The organism is Massilia rubra (assembly GCF_011682065.1).
GTDB lineage: Bacteria > Pseudomonadota > Gammaproteobacteria > Burkholderiales > Burkholderiaceae_D > Telluria_A > Telluria_A rubra.
In genome coordinates, this window is the sequence record NZ_VUYU01000005.1 from 277,308 (window position 1) to 295,842 (window position 18,535).

General features: G+C 66.5%; 18 protein-coding genes. 5 read left to right on the forward strand and 13 right to left on the reverse strand.

All coding sequences use genetic code 11. The features are described 5' to 3' along the window. Positions 1 to 10: 10 nt before the first annotated feature. The 9 genes from F0185_RS09820 to mepK form a co-directional block, all read right to left on the reverse strand. On the reverse strand, positions 11 to 493 hold the full coding sequence (locus F0185_RS09820; RefSeq protein WP_167223850.1) for a hypothetical protein: 483 nt from the start codon (positions 491 to 493) through the stop codon (positions 11 to 13). Positions 494 to 502: 9 nt separating this feature from the next. After that, a complete protein-coding gene (locus F0185_RS09825; protein ID WP_229476869.1) occupies positions 503 to 1,105 on the reverse strand; it encodes an RNA polymerase sigma factor in 603 nt (200 codons plus the stop codon). 63 nt (positions 1,106 to 1,168) lie between these two features. Continuing rightward, positions 1,169 to 1,612 (reverse strand): thioesterase family protein, encoded by a 444-nt coding sequence (locus tag F0185_RS09830; RefSeq protein ID WP_166882465.1) that lies wholly within the window; start codon positions 1,610 to 1,612, stop codon positions 1,169 to 1,171. Positions 1,613 to 1,696: 84 nt separating this feature from the next. Continuing rightward, positions 1,697 to 3,136, reverse strand: a complete 1,440-nt coding sequence (locus F0185_RS09835; protein WP_167223852.1) for a PQQ-dependent sugar dehydrogenase — start codon at positions 3,134 to 3,136, stop codon at positions 1,697 to 1,699. A 78-nt stretch (positions 3,137 to 3,214) separates the two neighbouring features. Further along, entirely contained in the window at positions 3,215 to 4,420 is a 1,206-nt protein-coding gene (locus F0185_RS09840) for an MFS transporter (protein WP_167223854.1), read from the reverse strand. A gap of 286 nt (positions 4,421 to 4,706) precedes the next feature. Beyond that, positions 4,707 to 6,692 carry a putative bifunctional diguanylate cyclase/phosphodiesterase gene (locus F0185_RS09845; RefSeq protein WP_167223856.1) on the reverse strand — a complete coding sequence of 662 codons (1,986 nt, stop codon included), beginning with the start codon at positions 6,690 to 6,692 and terminating at the stop codon, positions 4,707 to 4,709. A gap of 359 nt (positions 6,693 to 7,051) precedes the next feature. Then, positions 7,052 to 7,369 carry a hypothetical protein gene (locus F0185_RS09850; protein WP_229476870.1) on the reverse strand — a complete coding sequence of 106 codons (318 nt, stop codon included), beginning with the start codon at positions 7,367 to 7,369 and terminating at the stop codon, positions 7,052 to 7,054. Beyond that, complete coding sequence (locus F0185_RS09855) at positions 7,366 to 8,187, reverse strand: hypothetical protein (RefSeq protein WP_229476871.1); 822 nt, start codon at positions 8,185 to 8,187, stop codon at positions 7,366 to 7,368. Before F0185_RS09855 ends, F0185_RS09850 begins: the two co-directional genes overlap by 4 nt. Positions 8,188 to 8,243: 56 nt before the next feature. Further along, entirely contained in the window at positions 8,244 to 8,780 is a 537-nt protein-coding gene (gene mepK / locus F0185_RS09860) for a peptidoglycan L,D-endopeptidase MepK (protein WP_167223858.1), read from the reverse strand. A gap of 337 nt (positions 8,781 to 9,117) precedes the next feature. Here mepK and F0185_RS09865 point away from each other — a divergent pair, with 337 nt between their 5' ends. Together F0185_RS09865 and F0185_RS09870 are read left to right on the forward strand one after the other, a co-directional pair. Next, entirely contained in the window at positions 9,118 to 9,900 is a 783-nt protein-coding gene (locus F0185_RS09865) for an NF038120 family PEP-CTERM protein (protein ID WP_167223860.1), read from the forward strand. 19 nt (positions 9,901 to 9,919) lie between these two features. Continuing rightward, the gene (locus F0185_RS09870) at positions 9,920 to 13,078 is read left to right on the forward strand and encodes a S8 family serine peptidase (protein WP_167223862.1); all 3,159 of its coding nucleotides are present in this window, start codon (positions 9,920 to 9,922) and stop codon (positions 13,076 to 13,078) included. Positions 13,079 to 13,182: 104 nt separating this feature from the next. Here the strand turns inward: F0185_RS09870 and F0185_RS09875 are convergent, their stop codons facing one another. From F0185_RS09875 to F0185_RS09885, 3 genes are all read right to left on the reverse strand, one after another. After that, positions 13,183 to 13,671 (reverse strand): hypothetical protein, encoded by a 489-nt coding sequence (locus F0185_RS09875; protein ID WP_167223864.1) that lies wholly within the window; start codon positions 13,669 to 13,671, stop codon positions 13,183 to 13,185. A 52-nt stretch (positions 13,672 to 13,723) separates the two neighbouring features. Then, complete coding sequence (locus F0185_RS09880) at positions 13,724 to 14,497, reverse strand: SDR family NAD(P)-dependent oxidoreductase (RefSeq protein WP_167223866.1); 774 nt, start codon at positions 14,495 to 14,497, stop codon at positions 13,724 to 13,726. Between the two features lie 81 nt (positions 14,498 to 14,578). After that, on the reverse strand, positions 14,579 to 15,166 hold the full coding sequence (locus F0185_RS09885) for a TetR/AcrR family transcriptional regulator (RefSeq protein WP_370663993.1): 588 nt from the start codon (positions 15,164 to 15,166) through the stop codon (positions 14,579 to 14,581). A gap of 318 nt (positions 15,167 to 15,484) precedes the next feature. Here F0185_RS09885 and F0185_RS09890 point away from each other — a divergent pair, with 318 nt between their 5' ends. After that, positions 15,485 to 15,886, forward strand: a complete 402-nt coding sequence (locus tag F0185_RS09890; protein WP_167223868.1) for a hypothetical protein — start codon at positions 15,485 to 15,487, stop codon at positions 15,884 to 15,886. Positions 15,887 to 15,991: 105 nt separating this feature from the next. Here the strand turns inward: F0185_RS09890 and F0185_RS09895 are convergent, their stop codons facing one another. Beyond that, on the reverse strand, positions 15,992 to 16,906 hold the full coding sequence (locus tag F0185_RS09895; RefSeq protein ID WP_167223870.1) for a LysR family transcriptional regulator: 915 nt from the start codon (positions 16,904 to 16,906) through the stop codon (positions 15,992 to 15,994). A gap of 106 nt (positions 16,907 to 17,012) precedes the next feature. On the opposite strand from F0185_RS09895, the gene F0185_RS09900 reads away from it, so the two are divergent. Beyond that, positions 17,013 to 17,636 carry a glutathione S-transferase family protein gene (locus F0185_RS09900; protein ID WP_167223872.1) on the forward strand — a complete coding sequence of 208 codons (624 nt, stop codon included), beginning with the start codon at positions 17,013 to 17,015 and terminating at the stop codon, positions 17,634 to 17,636. Beyond that, complete coding sequence (locus F0185_RS09905; RefSeq protein WP_167223874.1) at positions 17,633 to 18,463, forward strand: pyridoxamine 5'-phosphate oxidase family protein; 831 nt, start codon at positions 17,633 to 17,635, stop codon at positions 18,461 to 18,463. Before F0185_RS09900 ends, F0185_RS09905 begins: the two co-directional genes overlap by 4 nt. Positions 18,464 to 18,535: the final 72 nt, after the last annotated feature.

Consider the following 18,535-nt stretch of genomic DNA (forward strand, 5'->3'; position numbering starts at 1 on the left):
TTGACTCGGGTTATTGCGAACTCAGGCGCAGGGCCAGCGGCGAACCGTCGGCGCCCACCAGCATCTCGGCGCGCACGAAGTCGCCCGCCGTTTCCGGGCTGACCGGCACGCCGAGCGCCGCCAGTTCGGTGCGTTGCAGGCTCGCTTCGAGCATGCGTGGATGGGTTTCCTGCTCGATGCGCTCCTGCGAGGCCAGCGCGATGAAGGCCAGGCCGTCGTCGAGCTGCAAGGGCGCGGCAGCGTCGGCGGCGCCGGGCAGCGGTGCGCGCAGGATCAGCACGGCCAGCACGGCCGCCGTAGCACTGCCCAGAGCGCCCGCCAGGCCCCAGTGCGCGGGCGAGAGGCGCTGGTACCAGCGCTTGCGCGCAAACCGCTGTGCAAAGGCCGCCATCAGGGCTTGCTCCACACGCGGCGGCGCGCCGCAATCGGCGCTGGCGCTACGCAAAGCGGCGAGCGCGGTGGCCAGGGCGGGGTCGATGGGATCGTGGTTCATGGCGGCCTTTCAGAGGAGCGCGTGCAGGGCGGTGGGACGGTGCGCGGCTAGCCGCTTGGCCAGGGCGGCGCGCCCGCGCGAGAGGCGCGAGCGCACGGTGCCGATGTCGACCTGGCAAATATCGGCGATGTCGAGGTAAGACATGTCGTGCAGCTCGTACAGGATGACGGCGTCGCGGTAGTGCGGCGCCAGTTGCGCCAGCGCGCGCCGCACCTGCTCGGCCGTTTCATTTTCGAGCAGGCGCGCCAGCGGTTCGCCATCGTCGCTGGCGAGCTCCTGGGTGGTCTCGTCGTCCGGATCGATGTCGGGCAGGCTGGCCAGGCGCAGGCGCGGCTGTTCATGCTTGAGGATGAGTTTGCGCGCCACGCCGAACAGGAAGTTTTGCAGCAGGCCGCGCAGCGGATCGTAATGAAAACTGCCGGTCAGCAAACCCATGAAGACTTCCTGGACAATATCGGCCGCCGTGTCGCCCGAGCCGGTGCGCAGCAGGGCGAAGCGGTACACCGGCCCCTGATGGCGCTGGTACAGGGTCTGGAAGGCCGCGCCCACGCCCTCGCGCAGCTGGCGCAGCAGGTCGGTGTCGGTGGCGAGGGCGGTGGGCGGCATGGTCATGTGGTCTCTTCCCTGTATTGCCGCCAAAGGAAGAAAAAGTTCCAACTAATTGAGGGGGACCCCTTAATCGATCCAGTTCACGCGCGGGAATTTGGCGCGAAACTCGTCCGGCATGGTCACCACTTGCGTGGTTTTGTAGTTGAAAAAGACGAAGCCCGACTTGGCCATGGTGATTTCTTTCTTGTCGCGCGGACGGGTGACGCGGAAGATGATGTCGCCGCCGTACTTGTTAAAGTCCATCACGCCGACCTCGAACAGCAACTGGTCGCGCGCGTGCGCTTCGGCGCGGTAGGTGGTGGCCAGGTCGGTGACGATGATGCCGGTGCCGTCGCGCTCGGTTTCGGCGACGCCGAATTCGTACAGGAAACGCGCGCGCGCCTCGGAAATCATCGAAATCATCGAGTCGTTGCCGAGATGGTTGGCGCCGTTGATGTCGGTGACGCGCACGGTCAGCGGGGTCGTGTAGTAATACTGGTCTTCCGGAAAATCTAGAATCAGGCGGGCCATGGTGTCGGTTTCGTGGTGAACGGGGCAAACGCCGATTCTAGCGCGTCACGCCACGCCATGCCGATTAGTTACCCGCCGGCCTCCTCAAGCCTTGGGCGCGCGCACGATCCGGTACACCTTGCCGGCGGCGGCGATCAGGTACAGCTCGCCGTCGCCATCCTGGCCGAACGATTGAATCGCATCGATGTCGGCAATGGCCCAGCTGGCCTGCTCAGTGACGCCGTCGTCCTTGTACAGGAAGCTCTTCAGGTAGCCGCCGCAATAGTCGGAATAGAAGTAGCGCCCGGCCAGTTCCGCAATCGCCTTGCCGCGATACACAAAGCCGCCCGTGATCGAGCAGCCGTTGACGTTGTTGTTGCCGTGATCGTATTCGAACGCCGGCAAGGTCAGCCCGTTCTTGTTGCAGATGGCCGCGTTGTAGCACAAGGTGCCTTCCATGGTGTTCCAGCCGTAGTTCAGGCCGGCCTGCTTGACGCCGGCGATATCGACTTCCTCGCGCCTGGCCTGGCCGACGTCGGCGATGTACAGGCGATCGCCGTCGAAGGCGTAGCGCCATGGATTGCGCAGGCCCGAGGCCCAGATCTCGGCGCGGCGGCCGCTCTGGCCGACGAAGGGGTTCGATGGCGGAATCACGTACGGCTGCGCGCCGCGCGAATCGGCCACATCCAGGCGCAGCATCTTGCCCAGCAGCGAATTGAGGTTTTGCGCGTTGCCCTGCGGGTCGCCCGCGCCACCGCCGTCGCCAGTGGCCAGGTACAACATGCCGTCCGGGCCAAAGCTGACCAGGCCGCCATAGTGGTTGGTGGCGCCGGGATGGGGAATGCGGATGATTTCCAGCACCGCCGACGGCTCGGCCAGGTTGCGGTTGGCCGACGATACGCTATGCCGCTCGACAACGATGTTGTTGGCCGCATCGGTGAAGTAGATGAAAAACCAGCCGTTCCTGGCATAGTCGGGATGGAAGGCCATCGACAGCAGCCCGCCTTCGCCGACCGAGGCGACCCGGTTGCGGATGTCGAGGAAAGGCGTGCCGAGCAGCGCGCCATCCTGCATCACGAGGATGCGCCCGCTGCGTTCGACGATGAACTGGCGCGTGTCGCCGCTCGGGGCGGTGAGGAACACGGCGCCGCTGACGTTGGCCACTTCGCGCACGGCGAGCGCCAGCGTACTGCCGCTGTAGCTGATGTTGACGACGGCGTTGCTGTCGGCCGCCACGGTGGCGTTCTGGACCGGCGTGGCGGCGCTCCAGCTCAGGTTGCCGCTCAGGATGCTGTCGGCGCTGACGGTGTAATTGCCGGGCGCGAGACCCGACAAGGTCTGGCCGCTGCCGATGGTTTTTGCGTAGGAAGCCGGGCCGCTGATGCGCACCGCCGCCGGCAGGCCGGCGGGCAGGCCGGCCAGGTTGACCGTCAGCGCACCGCTGCCGCCCGGGGGCGTGGATGGCTGGTCGTCGTCGGAGCCGCAGGCCGGCAGCAGGAGCAGGGCCAGCGCGGCCAGGAGGGTCCGCAGGTGCGATGTGAGCATGTCAATCTCCGGGGGTGGCATTGAGTAATTGACAATACGGGCGGACTTGGCGCCGGTCTGTGCGCCATCGCACGCCGTTCAGCGCGGCCGCGCGGCGGCGCCGCTTTCGCTGCGCACCGCCAGCAGGTACAGCACCAGCGAGGCCAGCGAAAAAACCAGCAGCAGCGAAAACAGCAGCGCCGGCGACGCCTTGAACTGGAGCAGGGTGGCGATCGCGATCGGCCCCGCCGCGCGCGCGGCCAACGCCGGGCCGGCCAGGGCGCCGGAAATGGCGCCGTAATGGCGCGCACCGAACAGCTGTTGCGGCACGGTACCCCGCACAATGGTCAGGATGCCGTTCGAAAAGCCATACAACACGCAGAACAAGGCCACCGCCGCCTGGTGCTGGCCCCAGAACAGCACGCCCAGCAAGGCGCCGGGCAACACCGCGAAGCAGGCCATGCCGACCGCCTGCGGCCGCGCGTTGCGGCCAAAGCGCATTTCGCCGAGGCGGCCGGCGACCTGCATCGGCCCGATCAGCGCGGCCATCCACACCACGTTCGACAAGGCGTGTCCGTACGCTTGCAGGATCGGAATCAGATGCACCGACAGCGCCGAGAAAATGAAGCTGTTGGCCGAAAAGGCGAAGGCCAGCTTCCAGAAGGCGGGGTGGCGCAGCGCTTGCCTGAGGCTGAAATCGGCGCCCGCCAGCGCATGCGGATGCACCCTGGCGCGCGCCGGCGGCGTGCCCAGCAGCAGGTGCAGCGGCAGGCACAGCAGCAACTGCGCCAGGCCGTAGATCAGGAAGGTGTGGCGCCAGCCCAGCATGCCGTTCAGTTGCACCGTGAGCGGCCAGAACACGGTGCTGGCGAGCCCGCCGAACAGGGAGACGGTCGAGATGGCCCGGCGCGCGCCGAGGCCGAACTGGCGGTTCAGGGTGGCGAACGCGGCCTCGTACAACACGGCCGCCATGGACGCGCCGAGCACGCTCCAGGCCAGGTAATAGCCGAGCACGCCACGGGCCTGGCTCAACAGGATGAAGCCGAGTCCGCACAACAGCGAGCCGCCGGCCATCACCAGGCGGCCGCCGTGGCGGTCGATCAGCATGCCCGATGGCGTGGCGGCGACGCCGGCCACCAGCAGGCACCACGAAAACGCGCCGAACACGGCGGCGGGCGGCAAGGCCAGTTCGCGTGCGATATCGTGCGCCACGATGGCGAAGGCGTAGTACAAGGTACCCCAGGACAAGACCTGGGTGATGGCGAGGATGGCGATCGTGTCGCCGCTGCGGGGTGGGCTGTCCATGTGCTTGCGCGCTTGCGGGTTGTTGGCGCAAGGGCGCACCGGACGATTGTACGGTCAAGACGGAAATATTGCTGGCGGTCATTTTAGTCCGGTCAGGGGCCACGCGCGCGCAAGCGACGCCGCTTCAGAGGTTGAGAGTTTTTCTGGCGTGCCCGAGCAGCGCGCCAGAGAGTGGCCGAGCTAGGCGCAAAGCACAGCCATAGCTCGGGCTATGGCGAGCATTTGCAACGACGAGCGGGCGCTTTCTGGCGTGATGAGCGGGCATGATCGAAAGACGCTCAGCCTCTCAGGCGCTCAGCCTCGGGCGCTCCTGCAACAGCGCTTCGAACGCATCGGGCGGGAGCGGTTCGCCGAACAAAAATCCCTGGCCGTAATCGCAGCCGGCCCGGCGCAATATATCGTATTGCTGTTCGGTCTCCACCCCCTCGGCAATGACTTTCAGGTCCAGCTTGTGGGCCATGACGATGATGGCCTCGCACAGCGCCACGTTGGCGGCGTCGTGCTCCAGGTTGTAGACGAAGGACTTGTCGATTTTAAGGTAGTCGAGATTAAACTTGCGCAAGTAGGACAGCGACGAATACCCGGTGCCGAAATCGTCGAGCGAAATCTTGATGCCCGCCTGCTGGAACGCCAGCAACTGCTTCATTACCGCGTTGTTGGACGCCAGCAGCAGCCCTTCGGTGATCTCGATCCCCACCTCGGGCGGGCCGGTGCCGCCGTTGGGGGCGAAGCTGTAGTCGGTCAGCCAGTGACGGCAGTTTTCGCCGTTGGTGTGATAGAACTGGACTGGCGAGACGTTGACATTGACCGTCAGTTGCTGGTCGTAGGTGCGCCAGCGGCGCGCGTGCGCCAGCGCCTGGCGGAAGACCCAGTTGCCGATCGTGACGATCTGCCCGGTGTGCTCGGCGATGGGGATGAAGTCGACCGGGCTGACCGCGCCGCGCGAAGGATGCAGCCAGCGCACCAGCGCCTCGGCCTTGCGGATGCCGCCGTTATGCATGTCGATGATGGGCTGGAAGTGGACCGCAAGCTGGCCTTCATCGATGGCGCGCCGCAACTCGTTGCTGATCGCCATGCGCGCCTGCGCCGCCTCCTGCATGCTGGCGGTGAAATAGGTAAAGCGGTTGCGGCCGTTGTCCTTGGACTGGTACATGGCCTGGTCGGCGTTGCGCAGCAGTTCGCCCGCCGTCTGCGCGTCGCGCGGATACAGGGTGATGCCGATGCTGGCCGAGATATAGGCCAGCTCGTTGCCGAGCAGGAAAGGCTTGGCCAGGTCGTTGCGGATTTTTTGGGCCACGTCGGTGACCGTGTCGACATTGTGCAGTTCGCTCAGGGTGATGGTGAATTCGTCCCCGCCCAGGCGCGCCACGGTATCGCTCTCGCGCACATAGGTTTGCAGGCGCTGCCCGACCTGCTTGAGCAGCATGTCGCCGACCTGGTGCCCGAGCGTGTCGTTGATTTCCTTGAAGTGGTCGAGGTCGATGAACAGCAGGGCCAGCGGCAAGCCGCTGCGGTGGGCCTTTTTGATGTCCATTTCCAGCCGGTCCTGGAACACATTGCGGTTGGGCAGGCCGGTCAGGCGGTCGATGTTGACTTCGCGCAGCGCTTGCTCGATCAGGCGGCGGTCGTGCACCTCGGTCGAGAGCGAATACGCTTGCTGCTGCAGGGCGGCGATGGTGCGCTGCAGGGTTTGCACGCTGGCCGTGGGGTCGTAGCTTTCGGCCGGCAGCACGTGGGTGTGCAGGGTGCACACTTCGTCGAACATGGGTGCGTCGGTCGCGGCCGGAAAGGCGTTGAGCGGGTAGGCGCACAGCAGGTCGAAATCGAACTGGCGCTGCAGGTTGTTGAAGAAGCGCTCGACCCGGATGGCGGCGTCGTGCTTGCCGCCGGCGTTGAGCCAGCAGTGCGAGGTGGCGCACAGGATGGCCACCATTTCGCCGAACACGCACACGCGGCCCTTGTGCCGCGCGCTGGCCTGGCGGATAACGTTGCCGATGGCGCTGCGGAAGCGCCGCTCGTCGGGCAAGCCATTTTCCATGAACATGGGCAGCATGTGGTCGGCGTGCAAGGCCAGATAGCGGCCGTTCGCGCTGCGGCCCTGGGGGTCGACCAGGCCGCGCGCGCTCAGGCTCTCGTGCAGCATCTCGAGGTGGGTGCTGGTGGCGATGGCAATGCCTTTATCGCCACGCTCGAGGGCGTCGCCGATGTAGTCGGACAAGCCTTTGATGAGAAAGACGTCGTCCTCGTAAAACTGGACCAGGTGATCGTTCATGCGCATCCCGCAACCGGATGAATGAACTGGTTAGATGCGCCGTGATGGCGTTAGTTCCCCCTCAGGCGGGATAAGGCCCGTCATTCCCGCGCAGGCGGGATAAGGCCCCGTCATTCCCGCGCAGGCGGGATAAGGCCCCGTCATTCCCGCGCAGGCGGGAATCCAAGGTATCTTAGCTGAGCGACCGTGCCTTGGATTCCCGCCTGCGCGGGAATGACGGTATGTAGGAATGACGGTATGTAGGAATGACGGTATGTAGGTTAGTAGCTAAACATCCGCTTGGCATCCGCTTGGCTCAACGGCATTGGGGAATGACGGCGCTTAAGTTACCGGTATTGTCCGCAGCGCCAGGACGCAGCTCAGGACGCCGGAATGTGCGCGCGCCGGCGCACCTTGCGCACCACCCCTTGCGCATCGAGCAGCACCACGATCTCGTCGAAGCCGCCAGGCACGGCCAACTGGTACAGCCATGTTTCGACACCGTTGTCGAAGGCCACCTTGCGCGTGACGCCCAGGCTGGCCAGCAGGCTCGCGCGCGTGCTCTGCCCCGGGCGGATGGCGCGCACCTGCTCCGCCGTTACCTGGGTCCCGGGCGGCGCCGCGGGCGCCTGGGCGCAGGCCCCGAGCCATAGCGCCGCGGCCAGCACGGCAGCGCAGCGCGCAGCGGCCGCACTCATGGCGCGCCACCCGCCGCATCGTCCATGTACTCGAACTCGACAATCGCGTCATCCGGCCAGCTGGCGTCGAAAATCGGGGCGTAATAGCTGCGATCGAGCAGCACCTGGCAGTCGCAAAAGCGCAGGTCGTCGGCGGTGAGCCGCCCGCCCGCGTACAGCATGGCAAACGGCAGGACTTCGGCGCGCGCGCCGTGGCGCACGGTGACGGCGAACACGGGCCGCTCGGCGAAGAACAGGTAGTTGCCATCGGCGCTGGCGCAGACCTGGTCGGCATTGCTCAGCGCGTCCGACAGCCAGCCGAACAGGGGCGAGCTGTTCGACACCAGCCCCGCTTCGATCCCGACCCGGCATTCGAGCCGCAGGTCGCCCAGGCGGCGCGTGCCCGGCGCCACGCCGGGGCTGTGGATGGCGGCGCGCCAGGTCAGGCTGTCGCCGCGCCGGTTGGCGATGACGGCGGCGTCCTCGCGCAGCGCCGCCTCATTGCGCGGCAAGACGAAACTGTTGTCGCCATCGAGCGCGAGCGGCACGCTGATGCGCTCGCCCGCGATGCGCACGGCCACGCCGCGCATGTCGGTGGTCGGCAGGCGCGGCAGCAAGCGGAAGCGCAGGCTGGCCGCGCTCGCCAGCGCATGCTCGCGTTCGAAACGCGCCACCCCGGCCATCATCTTGCGGTAGGACTTGTCGACCGGATCGCGCACGTAGGGAACGAGCACGGTTTGCATGGGCGCGGCCGCATCTTCCCGGGCCGCGCCGGCGGGCAGGATCGGGCTGGCCAACATGGCAACGGCGAGGCGGAAAAGGATTGTCAGGAATGACATGGCGCCATGCGCCCGGGCGGCGCGCGCAGTGACGCGGCGCGGCCCGGCTGGCACGCTTACCAGCGGCGCAGGCGGCCGGTATCGAGGTGGACGAATTGCGAATCCGGGTAGTAGCCGACCCCGCCGCCGCGCGCGTTGAGCGCCGCCTTGTGCACATGCGACAGGCTCTGGCCCGGCATGCGGATGTCGATGGCCTTGCCTTCGAGGTGCATGCTGTGGCGCGCCACGCCATCGCTCGCTTCGGCCAGCATTTGATTGGTTTCGGGCGAGCGGTAACCGGAAATGACGTGCAGGACCGGATCGCGCCCGAGCTGGGTGCTGACCCTGTTGAGCAGCACCAGCAATTGCGGGTCGATTTCAGCCACCGAGTTGCTGCGGTGGTCGCGCAACAGCTTGTTGATGTCGGTGAGCGACTCGGGCAGGAAACGGCCCTCGGCCCAGAACACGCTGCGCAGGCTTTCGCCCGTGTGGGTGTTATACAGGCGCAAGGTGCGTTCGCCTGGTGCGGCCTTGGCGGTACGGGCCATGGCGGGAAGACTCAGTGCCGATGCCAGTACAACCGAACTCTTTAGAAAGGAGCGGCGTGGGTTCATGATCGATCCTTACGCTTATACACGAATGACCATCATACACACCCTCGGCGCCGCGCGCACGCAATTACGCGCGAAAACGCAAAAAGAGTCAAGTGAAGCTAACACAAACAATGTTGGCAAATGTGGTGAAATTGTCACGGGCTTTTTTAGCATCTTTTCATAGAGGAAACGAAACAAACTCTGGTGAAACCCCGAAAAATATGAATTTATTACGTTGAGATTATTGCTACAACAATTATTTCCTTTGCTATAGTCTTTTGCACTTTTAAGAAAAGTAGCAAGCAGGCAAATCGACCTGTACGCCCATTGATCGAACTAATCAAACATAAGGCAAGAGATGAATCGCACAGTCACCCCGCTGGGTACCCCACGGCGCGCCACCCGCGCACTCCACACGATCGCCGCTGTCGCCGCGCTGTTTTGCGCGCTGCCGGCCATGGCCAGTCCCATCACTTTCGAATCGAGCCTGCCGAATGCGCTGCTCAGCGGCGAATCGATCAGCGAGGGCGGCTACGACATGCTGTTCCTGCCCAGCCCGGACAGTGTCGGCCCGGACCTGACCACGCCGTACGGCACGGTGGTCAACAGCAAAGATCCGAACACCTGCACGGTATTCGGCTGCCCGACCGGCGCCAGCGGACACTTCCTTGCGGTTCTCAACGATGGCGGCGTGAAATTTACGCGCGCCGGCCAGCAGTTCCAGCTCGGCAGCTTGAGCCTGGCGTTCCTGCCGCCGATCAGCGTTCCTGACGGCGAGTATGGCTTGCTGCAATTTTCCGGCATCCGCGGCGACGGCACCGTGGTCTCGAGCACCTCGGCTTTCCCTGGCCAGGCCGCCAACGGCAGCTTTACCTTCGGTTCGGCCCTGATCGACCAGAAATTCCGCAATGAAGTGCTGACCAGCCTGACCGTGAACGCCTGCCTGTTCGACGGCAATGGCGGCTGCTACAACTCGGTCGACAACCCGGCCAACGGCCAGGCCCAGTTCGCGCTCGACGACATCAGCTTCAACGCCGTGCCGGAACCGGGCTCGTTCCTGCTGGTGGGCCTCGGTATCGGCGCCATCGGCCTGACCCGCCGCCGCAGCAAAGCATCCCCATCGACCCCGGCCACCATCTGAGCCCGCAAGGAAATTGACCATGACATTACGCCCCGTATCCCTTGCCGTCCTGCTGATGCTTGCTGGAATCACTTCCACCGCCGCCGCTGACGAAGCCCGCCGTTCCTACATCGTGCAACTGGTCGACAAGCCGGTCGCCACCTACACCGGCCAGGTGGCCGGCCTGCCCGCCACCAAGCCGGCCGAAGGCCAGCGCCTCGATGTCGACGCGACCGATGTGCAGAACTACATCACCTATCTCGAAACCAAGAAATCGAAAGTCATCTCGACCGTCAACGCGGCCCAGATCACGCACCAGTTCAACGTGGTCCTGAACGGCTTTGCCGCCCTGCTGACCGACGCCGAAGTGCGCGCGCTGAAAAAAGACGCCGGCGTGGCCAACATCACGGCCGACTCCATCATGCAGATGGACACCAACTACACCCCGACCTTCCTCGGCCTGGACAAAGCCGGCGGCCTGTGGGAACAGGTCGGCGGCAAGGTGGCCGCGGGCGAGAACATCGTCATCGGCATCGTCGACAGCGGCGTGTGGCCGGAAAACCCGTCGTTCGCCGACAAGGTCGACGCCAACGGCGTGCCGAGCCACTCGGGCACCGTCTCGGCCTACGGCGCGCCGCCGGCCAGCTGGAAAGGCTCGTGCGACACCGGCGAAGGTTTTGCGCTGACCAACTGCAACAACAAACTGATCGGTGCGCGCTACTTCAAGTCGCCGTCCCAGGCCCTGCACTGGACCGAATTTAACTCCTCGCGCGACTCGGTCGCCGGCGCCGAAGGCCATGGCGGCCACGGCACCCACACCGCGACCACGGCCGGCGGCAACGCCAACACCCCTATCGTCAACGGCAACCTGACCCTGGGCCTGGCCAGCGGCATGGCGCCGCGCGCGCGCATCGCCTCGTACAAGGTGTGCTGGACCGACGCCGCGTCCGGCAAGAACGGTTGCGCCACCGCCAACAGCGTGGCCGCGATCGAACAAGCCGTGAAAGACGGCGTGAACGTGATCAACTTCTCGATCGGCCCGAACGCCGGCGGCGGCGCCTTCAACGAAGCGACCGAAGTGGCCTTCCTGGGCGCGGCCAGCGCCGGTGTCTTCGTGGCGGCCTCGGGCGGCAATTCCGGCCCTGGCGTGGCCACCCCGGCCCCGGTCTCGCACATCAGCCCATGGCTGACCACGGTCGGCAACTCGAGCCACAACCGCCTGTTCGTCGGCACCGCCACGCTCGGCAATGGCGTCAAGCTGACCGGTTCGTCGAGCAATGCCTCGACCAACTCGGCCGCGCTGATCCTGGCGCGCGACGCCGGCAAGGCCGGGGTCGATCCGACCAATGCCCAACTGCTGCAATGCTTCGGCGCGGCCGACACCATCAGCCCGCTGCTCGACCCGGCCAAAGTGGCCGGCAAGATCCTGGTCTGCGACCGCGGCAACAACGTGCTGGTCAACAAGAGCCAGAATGCCAAGGATGCCGGTGCGGTTGGCGCCATCATCGCCAACGTCGCGGTCGCCAACAACGCCATCCTGAACCAGTCGCACGCACTGTCGACCGTGCACCTGACGGTGGCCGACGGCACCACGCTGAAAAGCTACATCGCCGCCAATCCGACCAGCGCCATCGCCTCGCTGGGCGACCTGAAAGGCGTGATCAACCCGAACGTGGCGGCGCCGGTGATGAGCGGCAGCTCCTCGCGCGGACCGAACGTGGCCAACGCCAACATCCTGAAACCGGACGTCACCGCACCGGGCAGCGACATCCTGGCCGGCGTCACCGCCGACCTGACCAAAGCGCAGCGCGACGCGGTGGCCGCCGGCGGCGCGGCGCCATCGACCGACTGGGCCTTCTACTCGGGCACCTCGATGGCCAGCCCGCACGTGGCCGGCCTGGCCGCGCTGCTCAAGCAGTTGCATCCGACCTGGACCCCGGCGGCGATCAAGTCGGCGCTGATGACCAGCGCCAGCACCACCCAGCCGGACGGCGTGACCGCCTCGGTCGCCTGGGACAAGACCGCCAAGGCCACCGGCACCCTGCCATGGGGCCAGGGCGCCGGCCACGTGACGCCGAACGGCGCCGCCAATCCGGGCCTGGTGTACGACGCGACGGAAATCGACTATGCGCGCTTCCTGTGCGGCCTGAACGCCGGCGTGTACAGCCCGGCGACTTGCCAGGCGATCGGCACCATCCAGCCGTATAACCTGAACCTGGCCTCGTTGACCGCCGGCGACGTGCTCGGCAGCCTGACCCTGACCCGTACCGTGACCAATGTCGGCGCCAGCACGGCGACCTACAACGCCACGGCCAGCGTGCCCGGCTACACGGTCGACGTGCAACCGCCGACGCTGACCATCGGCGCCGGCCAGAAAGCCACCTTCAAGGTCAAGGTCACGCGCGTCAACGCCCCGGTCGATACCTGGGTCTACGGCAGCCTGGTCTGGTCGGACGGCGTGAACAAGGTACGCAGCCCGCTGACCGTGCGCGGTTCGGCCCTGGCCGCACCAGCGTCGGTGTCGAGCGAATTCGCCAACGGCAGCAAGCTGATCACCATCGGCACGGGCTTTGCCGGCGCCATGACCTCGGTCAAGTCGGGCTTGTTGCCGGCGACGGTGGAAACGCGCAGCGTCGGCCAATCGGGCACCGATGCGGCCATTTACCTGGCGGCTTGCCAGGCTGGCGGCGGTCCTGGCGTGAATGTCCACACGGTCAACGTGCCGGCATCGACCATGGCGGCGCGCTTCGCGCTGTATAACGACGACACCGCCGGCGGCGCGGACTCGGATCTCGACCTGATCGTGGTCGCCCCGAACGGCGCCATTACCAGCAGCGGCAGCGGCGGCTCGAACGAGCGCGTCGAACTGGTCGAGCCAAGCGCGGGCGCCTACAAGGTGTGCGTGATCGGTTACGAGCCGGCGGGCGGCGAAGCCGAGTACAAGCTGTCGTCGTGGGTGCTGAACGAAGGCGCCGTCAACGGCAACTTCAAGGCCCTGGTGCCGGCGCGTGCGTATGTGGGCGGCACCGCCACGGTCAGCATGAGCTGGTCGGGCCTGGCGGCCAACCAGCGTCACCTGGGCGCACTGCGCTATGTGGTCGGTGGCGCCACGCAAGGCACGACGATGGTGGAAGTAAACACCAACGATCCGCTGCCGCAGTTCGACGCGCCGCGTCGCGCCGTGGTACTGGCGAAGTAAGCGGGAAGGACGGGCGCGCCGCACGGTGCGCTCGTGTGTTTCGTTAGTGAAAAAGGCTGCGGCAATCTTGCCCGCAGCCTTTTTTTATGGGGGGAGCCGATTCCTCAGCGCGCCTCGCTGCCGCCCAGGCCGCGTGCTTGCAGCACGCACTTGCCGGCGCTGCAGGTCGCGCCCGGGTCTTGCTCGACCGAGCAGGTCGACATCATGCCGCTTTTCTCGTTGACTTTCTTTTCCGCCGCCGCCTGTTCGGCCGCCAGGCGCGCCAGCAGGTCGCCGTTGCTGCGCTTGGCCGACCAGGGCAGGAAACCGGCCGGGCCGCCGCACGCCTTGCTGCCGACCGGCAGGGTGCGGCACTGGCTGGCGTTGTCGCAGGCGGCGTCGCCGATTTCGGCCGTGATGCGCGCGCCGAGCGAACCGCCGGCCGCATCGCTGGCGGCCACCGGTGCGGCCGGCGCAGCTGGCGCCGGCGATGCCGCCGGCGCGGGCGCGGCCGGGGCGGACGTGTTGGACGGCTCGCTGCAGGCGGTGCCGGCGGCGATCAGGGCGGCTGCGATGCACAGGCGCAAGAAGGAGGAGGGGGCAGGTTTTTTCATGCCCCATCATCCCGGATCGATGCCCGCTTTGCAAGCGGGGCACGATGTGTTCTTAATTTCTCCCGGCCATCACGCCGCCATCCACATCCCACACCGCGCCGGTGACCCAGGCCGCCTCGCCCGAGAGAAGGAAGGCGACCGTATTGGCCACATCCTGCGCCGTGCCGATGCGTCCGATCGGATGGAAGGCGTCGAAGCCCCGCAGCGCGGCCGCCACCTGGTCTTTCGGAATGAAGCCTTCGTACACGGGCGTGTCGACCACCGCCGGCGCGACCGCATTGACGCGGATCCGGTGCGGCGCCAGTTCCATCGCCAGATGCTGGGTCAGCGCGTGGATGCCGGCCTTGGCCATCGAATAGGCCGACGACGGCGTGGCGGCGACTGCCTGGCGCGCCCACATCGAGCCGATATTGACGATCGCCCCTGGAGCGCCGCGCGCCACCATGCTCGCCACCACCGACTGCGTCAGGAAGAACAGGCCGCGATTGATCGCCTGGTACTGGTCGTAGTCCGCCGCGCCGTGCTCCAGGAAAGGCTTGGGAAAGAAGACCCCGGCGGCGTTGAGGATCAGGTTGATCTGCGGATGATCGGCGGCAAGTTGCTGGCGCAGGCGGTCCAGGTCGGCCTGGTCGCCGATGTCGCCGGCCAGGGTGTGCACGCGCCCGGGAGCGTCGAGCCCGGCGGCGGCGCGCGCGTTCTTGGCGGCGTCGCGCCCGAGCAGCACCACCGAGCCGCCGCCACGCACCACCGCGCCTGCCGACGCCAGGCCGATGCCGCTGTTGCCGCCGATAGCGAGCAGGGTTTGTCCTTCAAAAGCGTGATTCATGCTAGACCTTTCTATACCAACTAGTTGGTAGGTTGATGTTGCCAAAAAAGGCCGGCCGCAGCCGGCAAGGGAGAAAATTGCTCAGGCCAGCATGTTCGAGACGTAGGTGGCGCCGGCGTTGGCGGGACTGTGGTCGGTACCCACACCGCGCCCGACCATCATCGCCCCTTCCAGCGCGCTGAGCAGCCCGTAGGCTTGTTCTTCGGCGCTGCCGTGCACGCGCAGCAGGCCGGCTTGTTGGCCCTGGCCGATGGTGCCCGCCAGCCAGTCCAGGTTCAGCTGGAAAAAAGCGCGCACGTCCAGCGCAAGCTCGGGCGACATCGCTTGCGCCTCCGCGCCCAGGATGCCGCACAGGCACAGGCGCCGGTCCTGCTGGTAGGTGGCGGCGAACAGCGCGCCGTAGCGCGCCAGGCGCGCGGGCGCATCCTCGCCGCTGGCGTCGATGTCGCGCAACAGGGTGGCGAAGCGGTCGGCGTAGCGCTGCACGATGGTCTGCACCAGGTCGGCCTTGGTGCGGAAATGGTGGTGGATGCTGGGCTTCTTGATATCGATCTCGCGCGCGATGTCGTCGTACGAAAAGCCGTTGTAGCCGTACTGCTGGATCAGGCGCTGGGCCGCGTCCACCACCCGCTCGGCCGAGGCCGACAGTTCCGAAAATTGTTTGACCACCCTGCCTCCGTTTGCCTACCAACTAGTAGGTTTGGATAGTGCCCGAGTGCTGGCGCGCTGTCAAGCGCCAGCCGCCCTCCGCAGATTCCTACAACCGGGGTCAGAGCTCTAAACTGCAATTAATTGATGAATCGACTGGATTTTCGGTCAAGGCGGTGGAATGCAGCGCCAATCGGCGCGTCTGCTGTGTTGTGGCGCCTGAACCGTTGCAGGAAGCAGACAACATAGCGCTGGGAAAGCTTTTTTGTTGCTGATTGGAGCTCTGCCCCCGGTTGAAAAGCGCTGAGCCCGCTTGACGCGGTGCCTGTACTATTCGTCATGGAAAACAATCACCCCGTGCTGCGCGAGATCATCGAGCTGTTCGTCGAACCGTCGCGCAAGGCGCGCTATCTCTATTTCTGGGAAAAATCGAAACGCCGCGGGCAGTTACTCGACGAGTTGCTGCATGACGCACGCGACCTGCGCGCCGATCGCTGCCGGGAACTCGTGCCGACCCTGTCCGACCCCGACCAGCTGCTGGCGCTGATGCGCAAACAGGGGGCCGGCAAGACCTGCTACGTCTTTGGCCGCTCGACCTTCGACGGCGAGCAAGCCGACTTGCGCGCAGCCCTGGCCGACGTGGCCGGACGCATGCGCGAAGTCATCGTCTTTGCGCGCGACACGCAGCTCGCTTTCGTGGAAGAGCACGACGGGCGCCAGTTCATCCTGTCAATGAAGTGAGGCCGGCAAGGGCTGCGCCGCACCCGCCGCGTTGTTTGCAAACCCGCGACACCTCGGAACGCGGTGTTGCAACACGGCGGGCGTGGAATGCGTATTCATCCGAGCTCAGGCCACAGTGGGATCAAGCACCGGCAGGGCGGCCAGGCGGCGCGCCAGGAAGTCGATGCAGGCGCGCAGGCGCGGCGCCATGTGGCGCGCGCTCGGCACCAGCAACTGCACCGGCAGCGGCGCCAGTTCGTAAGCCGGCAACAGGCGCACCAGGGCGCCGTCGGCCAATTGCTCGGCTACCTGGTACGACAGTGGGCGACCGATCCCGCGCCCGGCCAGCACCGCCAGCAGCATGGTATCGATTTCGTTGACGATCAGGCGCGGGGCCAGGCGCACCGCGAATTCGCGTGCATCGGCGCGCGCGTCGTCGCGAAAGCGCCATTCCATGGTCGCGCGCTGTTCGGCAAAGATGATGTCGTGGGTGTCGAGCTCGCGCGGACTGGCCGGACTGCCGCGCCGCGCCAGATAGGCCGGGCTGGCCACCAGCACGCGCCGCACCTGGCCGACCTGGCGCGCCATCATGCCGGTGTCGGGCAGGGCGCCGATGCGTACGGCCAGGTCGAGCCCGTGTTCGATCATGTCCAGGTTGCGGTCGTTGAACACCAGCTCGACCTGCAAGGCCGGATGCAGGTCGAGGAAGTCGATCATGGCCGGGGCCACATGGCGCCGCCCGAACACGGTCGGCACGGTAATGCGCAGGCGTCCGCGCAGGGGCGCGTTATCGTCCTCGCGCACGGCGTCGTCGTAATCGGCCAGCACGCGGCGCGCCATCTCGCCCAGGCGCAGGCCCGCTTCGGTGGGCGCCAGGCGGCGCGTGGTGCGCTCGACCAGGCGTGCGCCGACCCGCTCCTCCAGCGCCGCCAGCGCGCGCGTGACGGCCGGGGCCGAGCGGCGCAAGCGCCGTGCCGCGCCGCTCAGGCTGCCGGCGTCAAGGATCGCCACGAATATCTGCAACTCATCGAACCGGTCCATGTATTCTTCCATAAATTGAAATAATCATTTTCAATTTATCATGATTCTCATTGATGCGCGCAAGCGATAGCATGGCTTTCCTGATCCCCTATTGAATCGAGACGCCATGCAAACCACTTCCCTGATCCTCCACGGCCTGCCGGTATCGGGCCATGTGCACCGTGTCGAACTGCTGCTGCGCATGCTGGGTCTGCCGTTCACCTTCGTGCCGGCGCCGGCCGAGGTACGCGCCGGCGCCGCCTTCCGCGCCCTCAATCCGCTGGGGCAGATTCCGGTGCTGCAGGATGGCGAGCTGGTCATCAGCGACAGCAATGCCATCCTGGTCTACCTGGCCAGGCGCTACGCCCCCGGCGGCGACTGGCTGCCCGAGGATGCGGCCGGTGCGGCTGGCGTGCAGCGCTGGCTGTCGATCGCGGCCGGCGAACTGGCCTTCGGCCCGGCCAAGGCGCGCGCCCACGCGCTGTGGAATGTGCCGGCCGACCTGGACCAGGCCGGCGCGCTGGCGCAGCGCCTGCTGGCCTTCATGGAGCAGCACCTGGGCACGCATCGTTTCCTGGCGGCCGCGCATCCCACCCTGGCTGACCTGGCCTGTTACAGCTACGTGGCGCACGCGCCGGAAGGCGGCATCGGGCTGGCCCCGTATCCGGACCTGCGCGCGTGGCTGGCGCGGATCGAAGCCCTGCCGGGGTTTGTGGCGCTGCCCGCCTCGCCCTTGCCGGCGGCCGCATGAGCGCGCCGTACCACGAAGGCGAGTTGAAAGCGCAGGCGCTGGCCGGCGAAACCAGTCATGGCAACGGCATCCGCCCGTTCATGCTGGAGCAACATCGCGACTTCTTTGCGGCGCTGCCGTTCGTGCTGGCGGGGACGGTCGGGGCCGATGGCCAGCCGCGCGCACGGGTGTTCAGCGGTGCGCCCGGATTCATCGACAGTCCCGATCCCGGCACTGTGCGCATCGGCGTGGACGACAGCGCCCTGCGCGCCGGGCAGGCGATCGGGCTGCTGGGACTCGACTTCGGCACGCGCCGGCGCAACCGGGTCAATGGCGTGGTGCGCAGCGCGGGCGCGGGCGAATTGCTGATCGATGTGCGAGAAAGTTTCGGCAACTGCCCGCAGCATATCGTGACGCGCGACGTGCGGGCCGTTGCGCCGGCGGTCGCGCGCGTGCGCGAGTTCGACGGCCTGGACGAGCGCGCCATGATCGCGCGCGCCGACACCTTCTTTATTGCGACCAGCGGCGGCGTGCACGGCGTCGACATCTCGCACCGTGGCGGAGCGGCCGGATTCGTGCGGATCGACGGCGACAGCCTGATCGTGCCCGACTATGGCGGCAACCGTTACTTCAACACCCTCGGCAACGTGCTGCTCGACGCGCGCGCGGCCCTGCTGTTCATCGACGACGCCAGCGGCGACGTGCTCGAACTCGAAGGCCGGGTGGAGATCATGTGGGAAGACGGCCCGGCGGTTCCCGGGCAGGGAGGGGGACGGCACTGGCGTTTCAAGGCCGCGCGCGGCCGCATCACGCACGGCGCGCTGGCGCTGCGCTGGACCCGGCGCTGATCGCCCTCCAACCGGGGTCTGACCTCTGATTAGCAATTGATTGCCCAACAGCCCTAAACCCGACAACCAGGG

Excerpts from the sequence above, each read along its gene's own strand:
- F0185_RS09820 (WP_167223850.1), bottom strand. The coding sequence starts at position 493 with ATGAACCACGATCCCATCGACCCCGCCCTGGCCACCGCGCTCGCCGCT.
- F0185_RS09825 (WP_229476869.1), bottom strand. The coding sequence starts at position 1,105 with ATGACCATGCCGCCCACCGCCCTCGCCACCGACACCGACCTGCTGCGC.
- F0185_RS09830 (WP_166882465.1), bottom strand. The coding sequence starts at position 1,612 with ATGGCCCGCCTGATTCTAGATTTTCCGGAAGACCAGTATTACTACACG.
- F0185_RS09835 (WP_167223852.1), bottom strand. The coding sequence starts at position 3,136 with ATGCTCACATCGCACCTGCGGACCCTCCTGGCCGCGCTGGCCCTGCTC.
- F0185_RS09840 (WP_167223854.1), bottom strand. The coding sequence starts at position 4,420 with ATGGACAGCCCACCCCGCAGCGGCGACACGATCGCCATCCTCGCCATC.
- F0185_RS09845 (WP_167223856.1), bottom strand. The coding sequence starts at position 6,692 with ATGAACGATCACCTGGTCCAGTTTTACGAGGACGACGTCTTTCTCATC.
- F0185_RS09850 (WP_229476870.1), bottom strand. The coding sequence starts at position 7,369 with ATGAGTGCGGCCGCTGCGCGCTGCGCTGCCGTGCTGGCCGCGGCGCTA.
- F0185_RS09855 (WP_229476871.1), bottom strand. The coding sequence starts at position 8,187 with ATGTCATTCCTGACAATCCTTTTCCGCCTCGCCGTTGCCATGTTGGCC.
- mepK (WP_167223858.1), bottom strand. The coding sequence starts at position 8,780 with ATGAACCCACGCCGCTCCTTTCTAAAGAGTTCGGTTGTACTGGCATCG.
- F0185_RS09865 (WP_167223860.1), top strand. The coding sequence starts at position 9,118 with ATGAATCGCACAGTCACCCCGCTGGGTACCCCACGGCGCGCCACCCGC.
- F0185_RS09870 (WP_167223862.1), top strand. The coding sequence starts at position 9,920 with ATGACATTACGCCCCGTATCCCTTGCCGTCCTGCTGATGCTTGCTGGA.
- F0185_RS09875 (WP_167223864.1), bottom strand. The coding sequence starts at position 13,671 with ATGAAAAAACCTGCCCCCTCCTCCTTCTTGCGCCTGTGCATCGCAGCC.
- F0185_RS09880 (WP_167223866.1), bottom strand. The coding sequence starts at position 14,497 with ATGAATCACGCTTTTGAAGGACAAACCCTGCTCGCTATCGGCGGCAAC.
- F0185_RS09890 (WP_167223868.1), top strand. The coding sequence starts at position 15,485 with ATGGAAAACAATCACCCCGTGCTGCGCGAGATCATCGAGCTGTTCGTC.
- F0185_RS09895 (WP_167223870.1), bottom strand. The coding sequence starts at position 16,906 with ATGGACCGGTTCGATGAGTTGCAGATATTCGTGGCGATCCTTGACGCC.
- F0185_RS09900 (WP_167223872.1), top strand. The coding sequence starts at position 17,013 with ATGCAAACCACTTCCCTGATCCTCCACGGCCTGCCGGTATCGGGCCAT.
- F0185_RS09905 (WP_167223874.1), top strand. The coding sequence starts at position 17,633 with ATGAGCGCGCCGTACCACGAAGGCGAGTTGAAAGCGCAGGCGCTGGCC.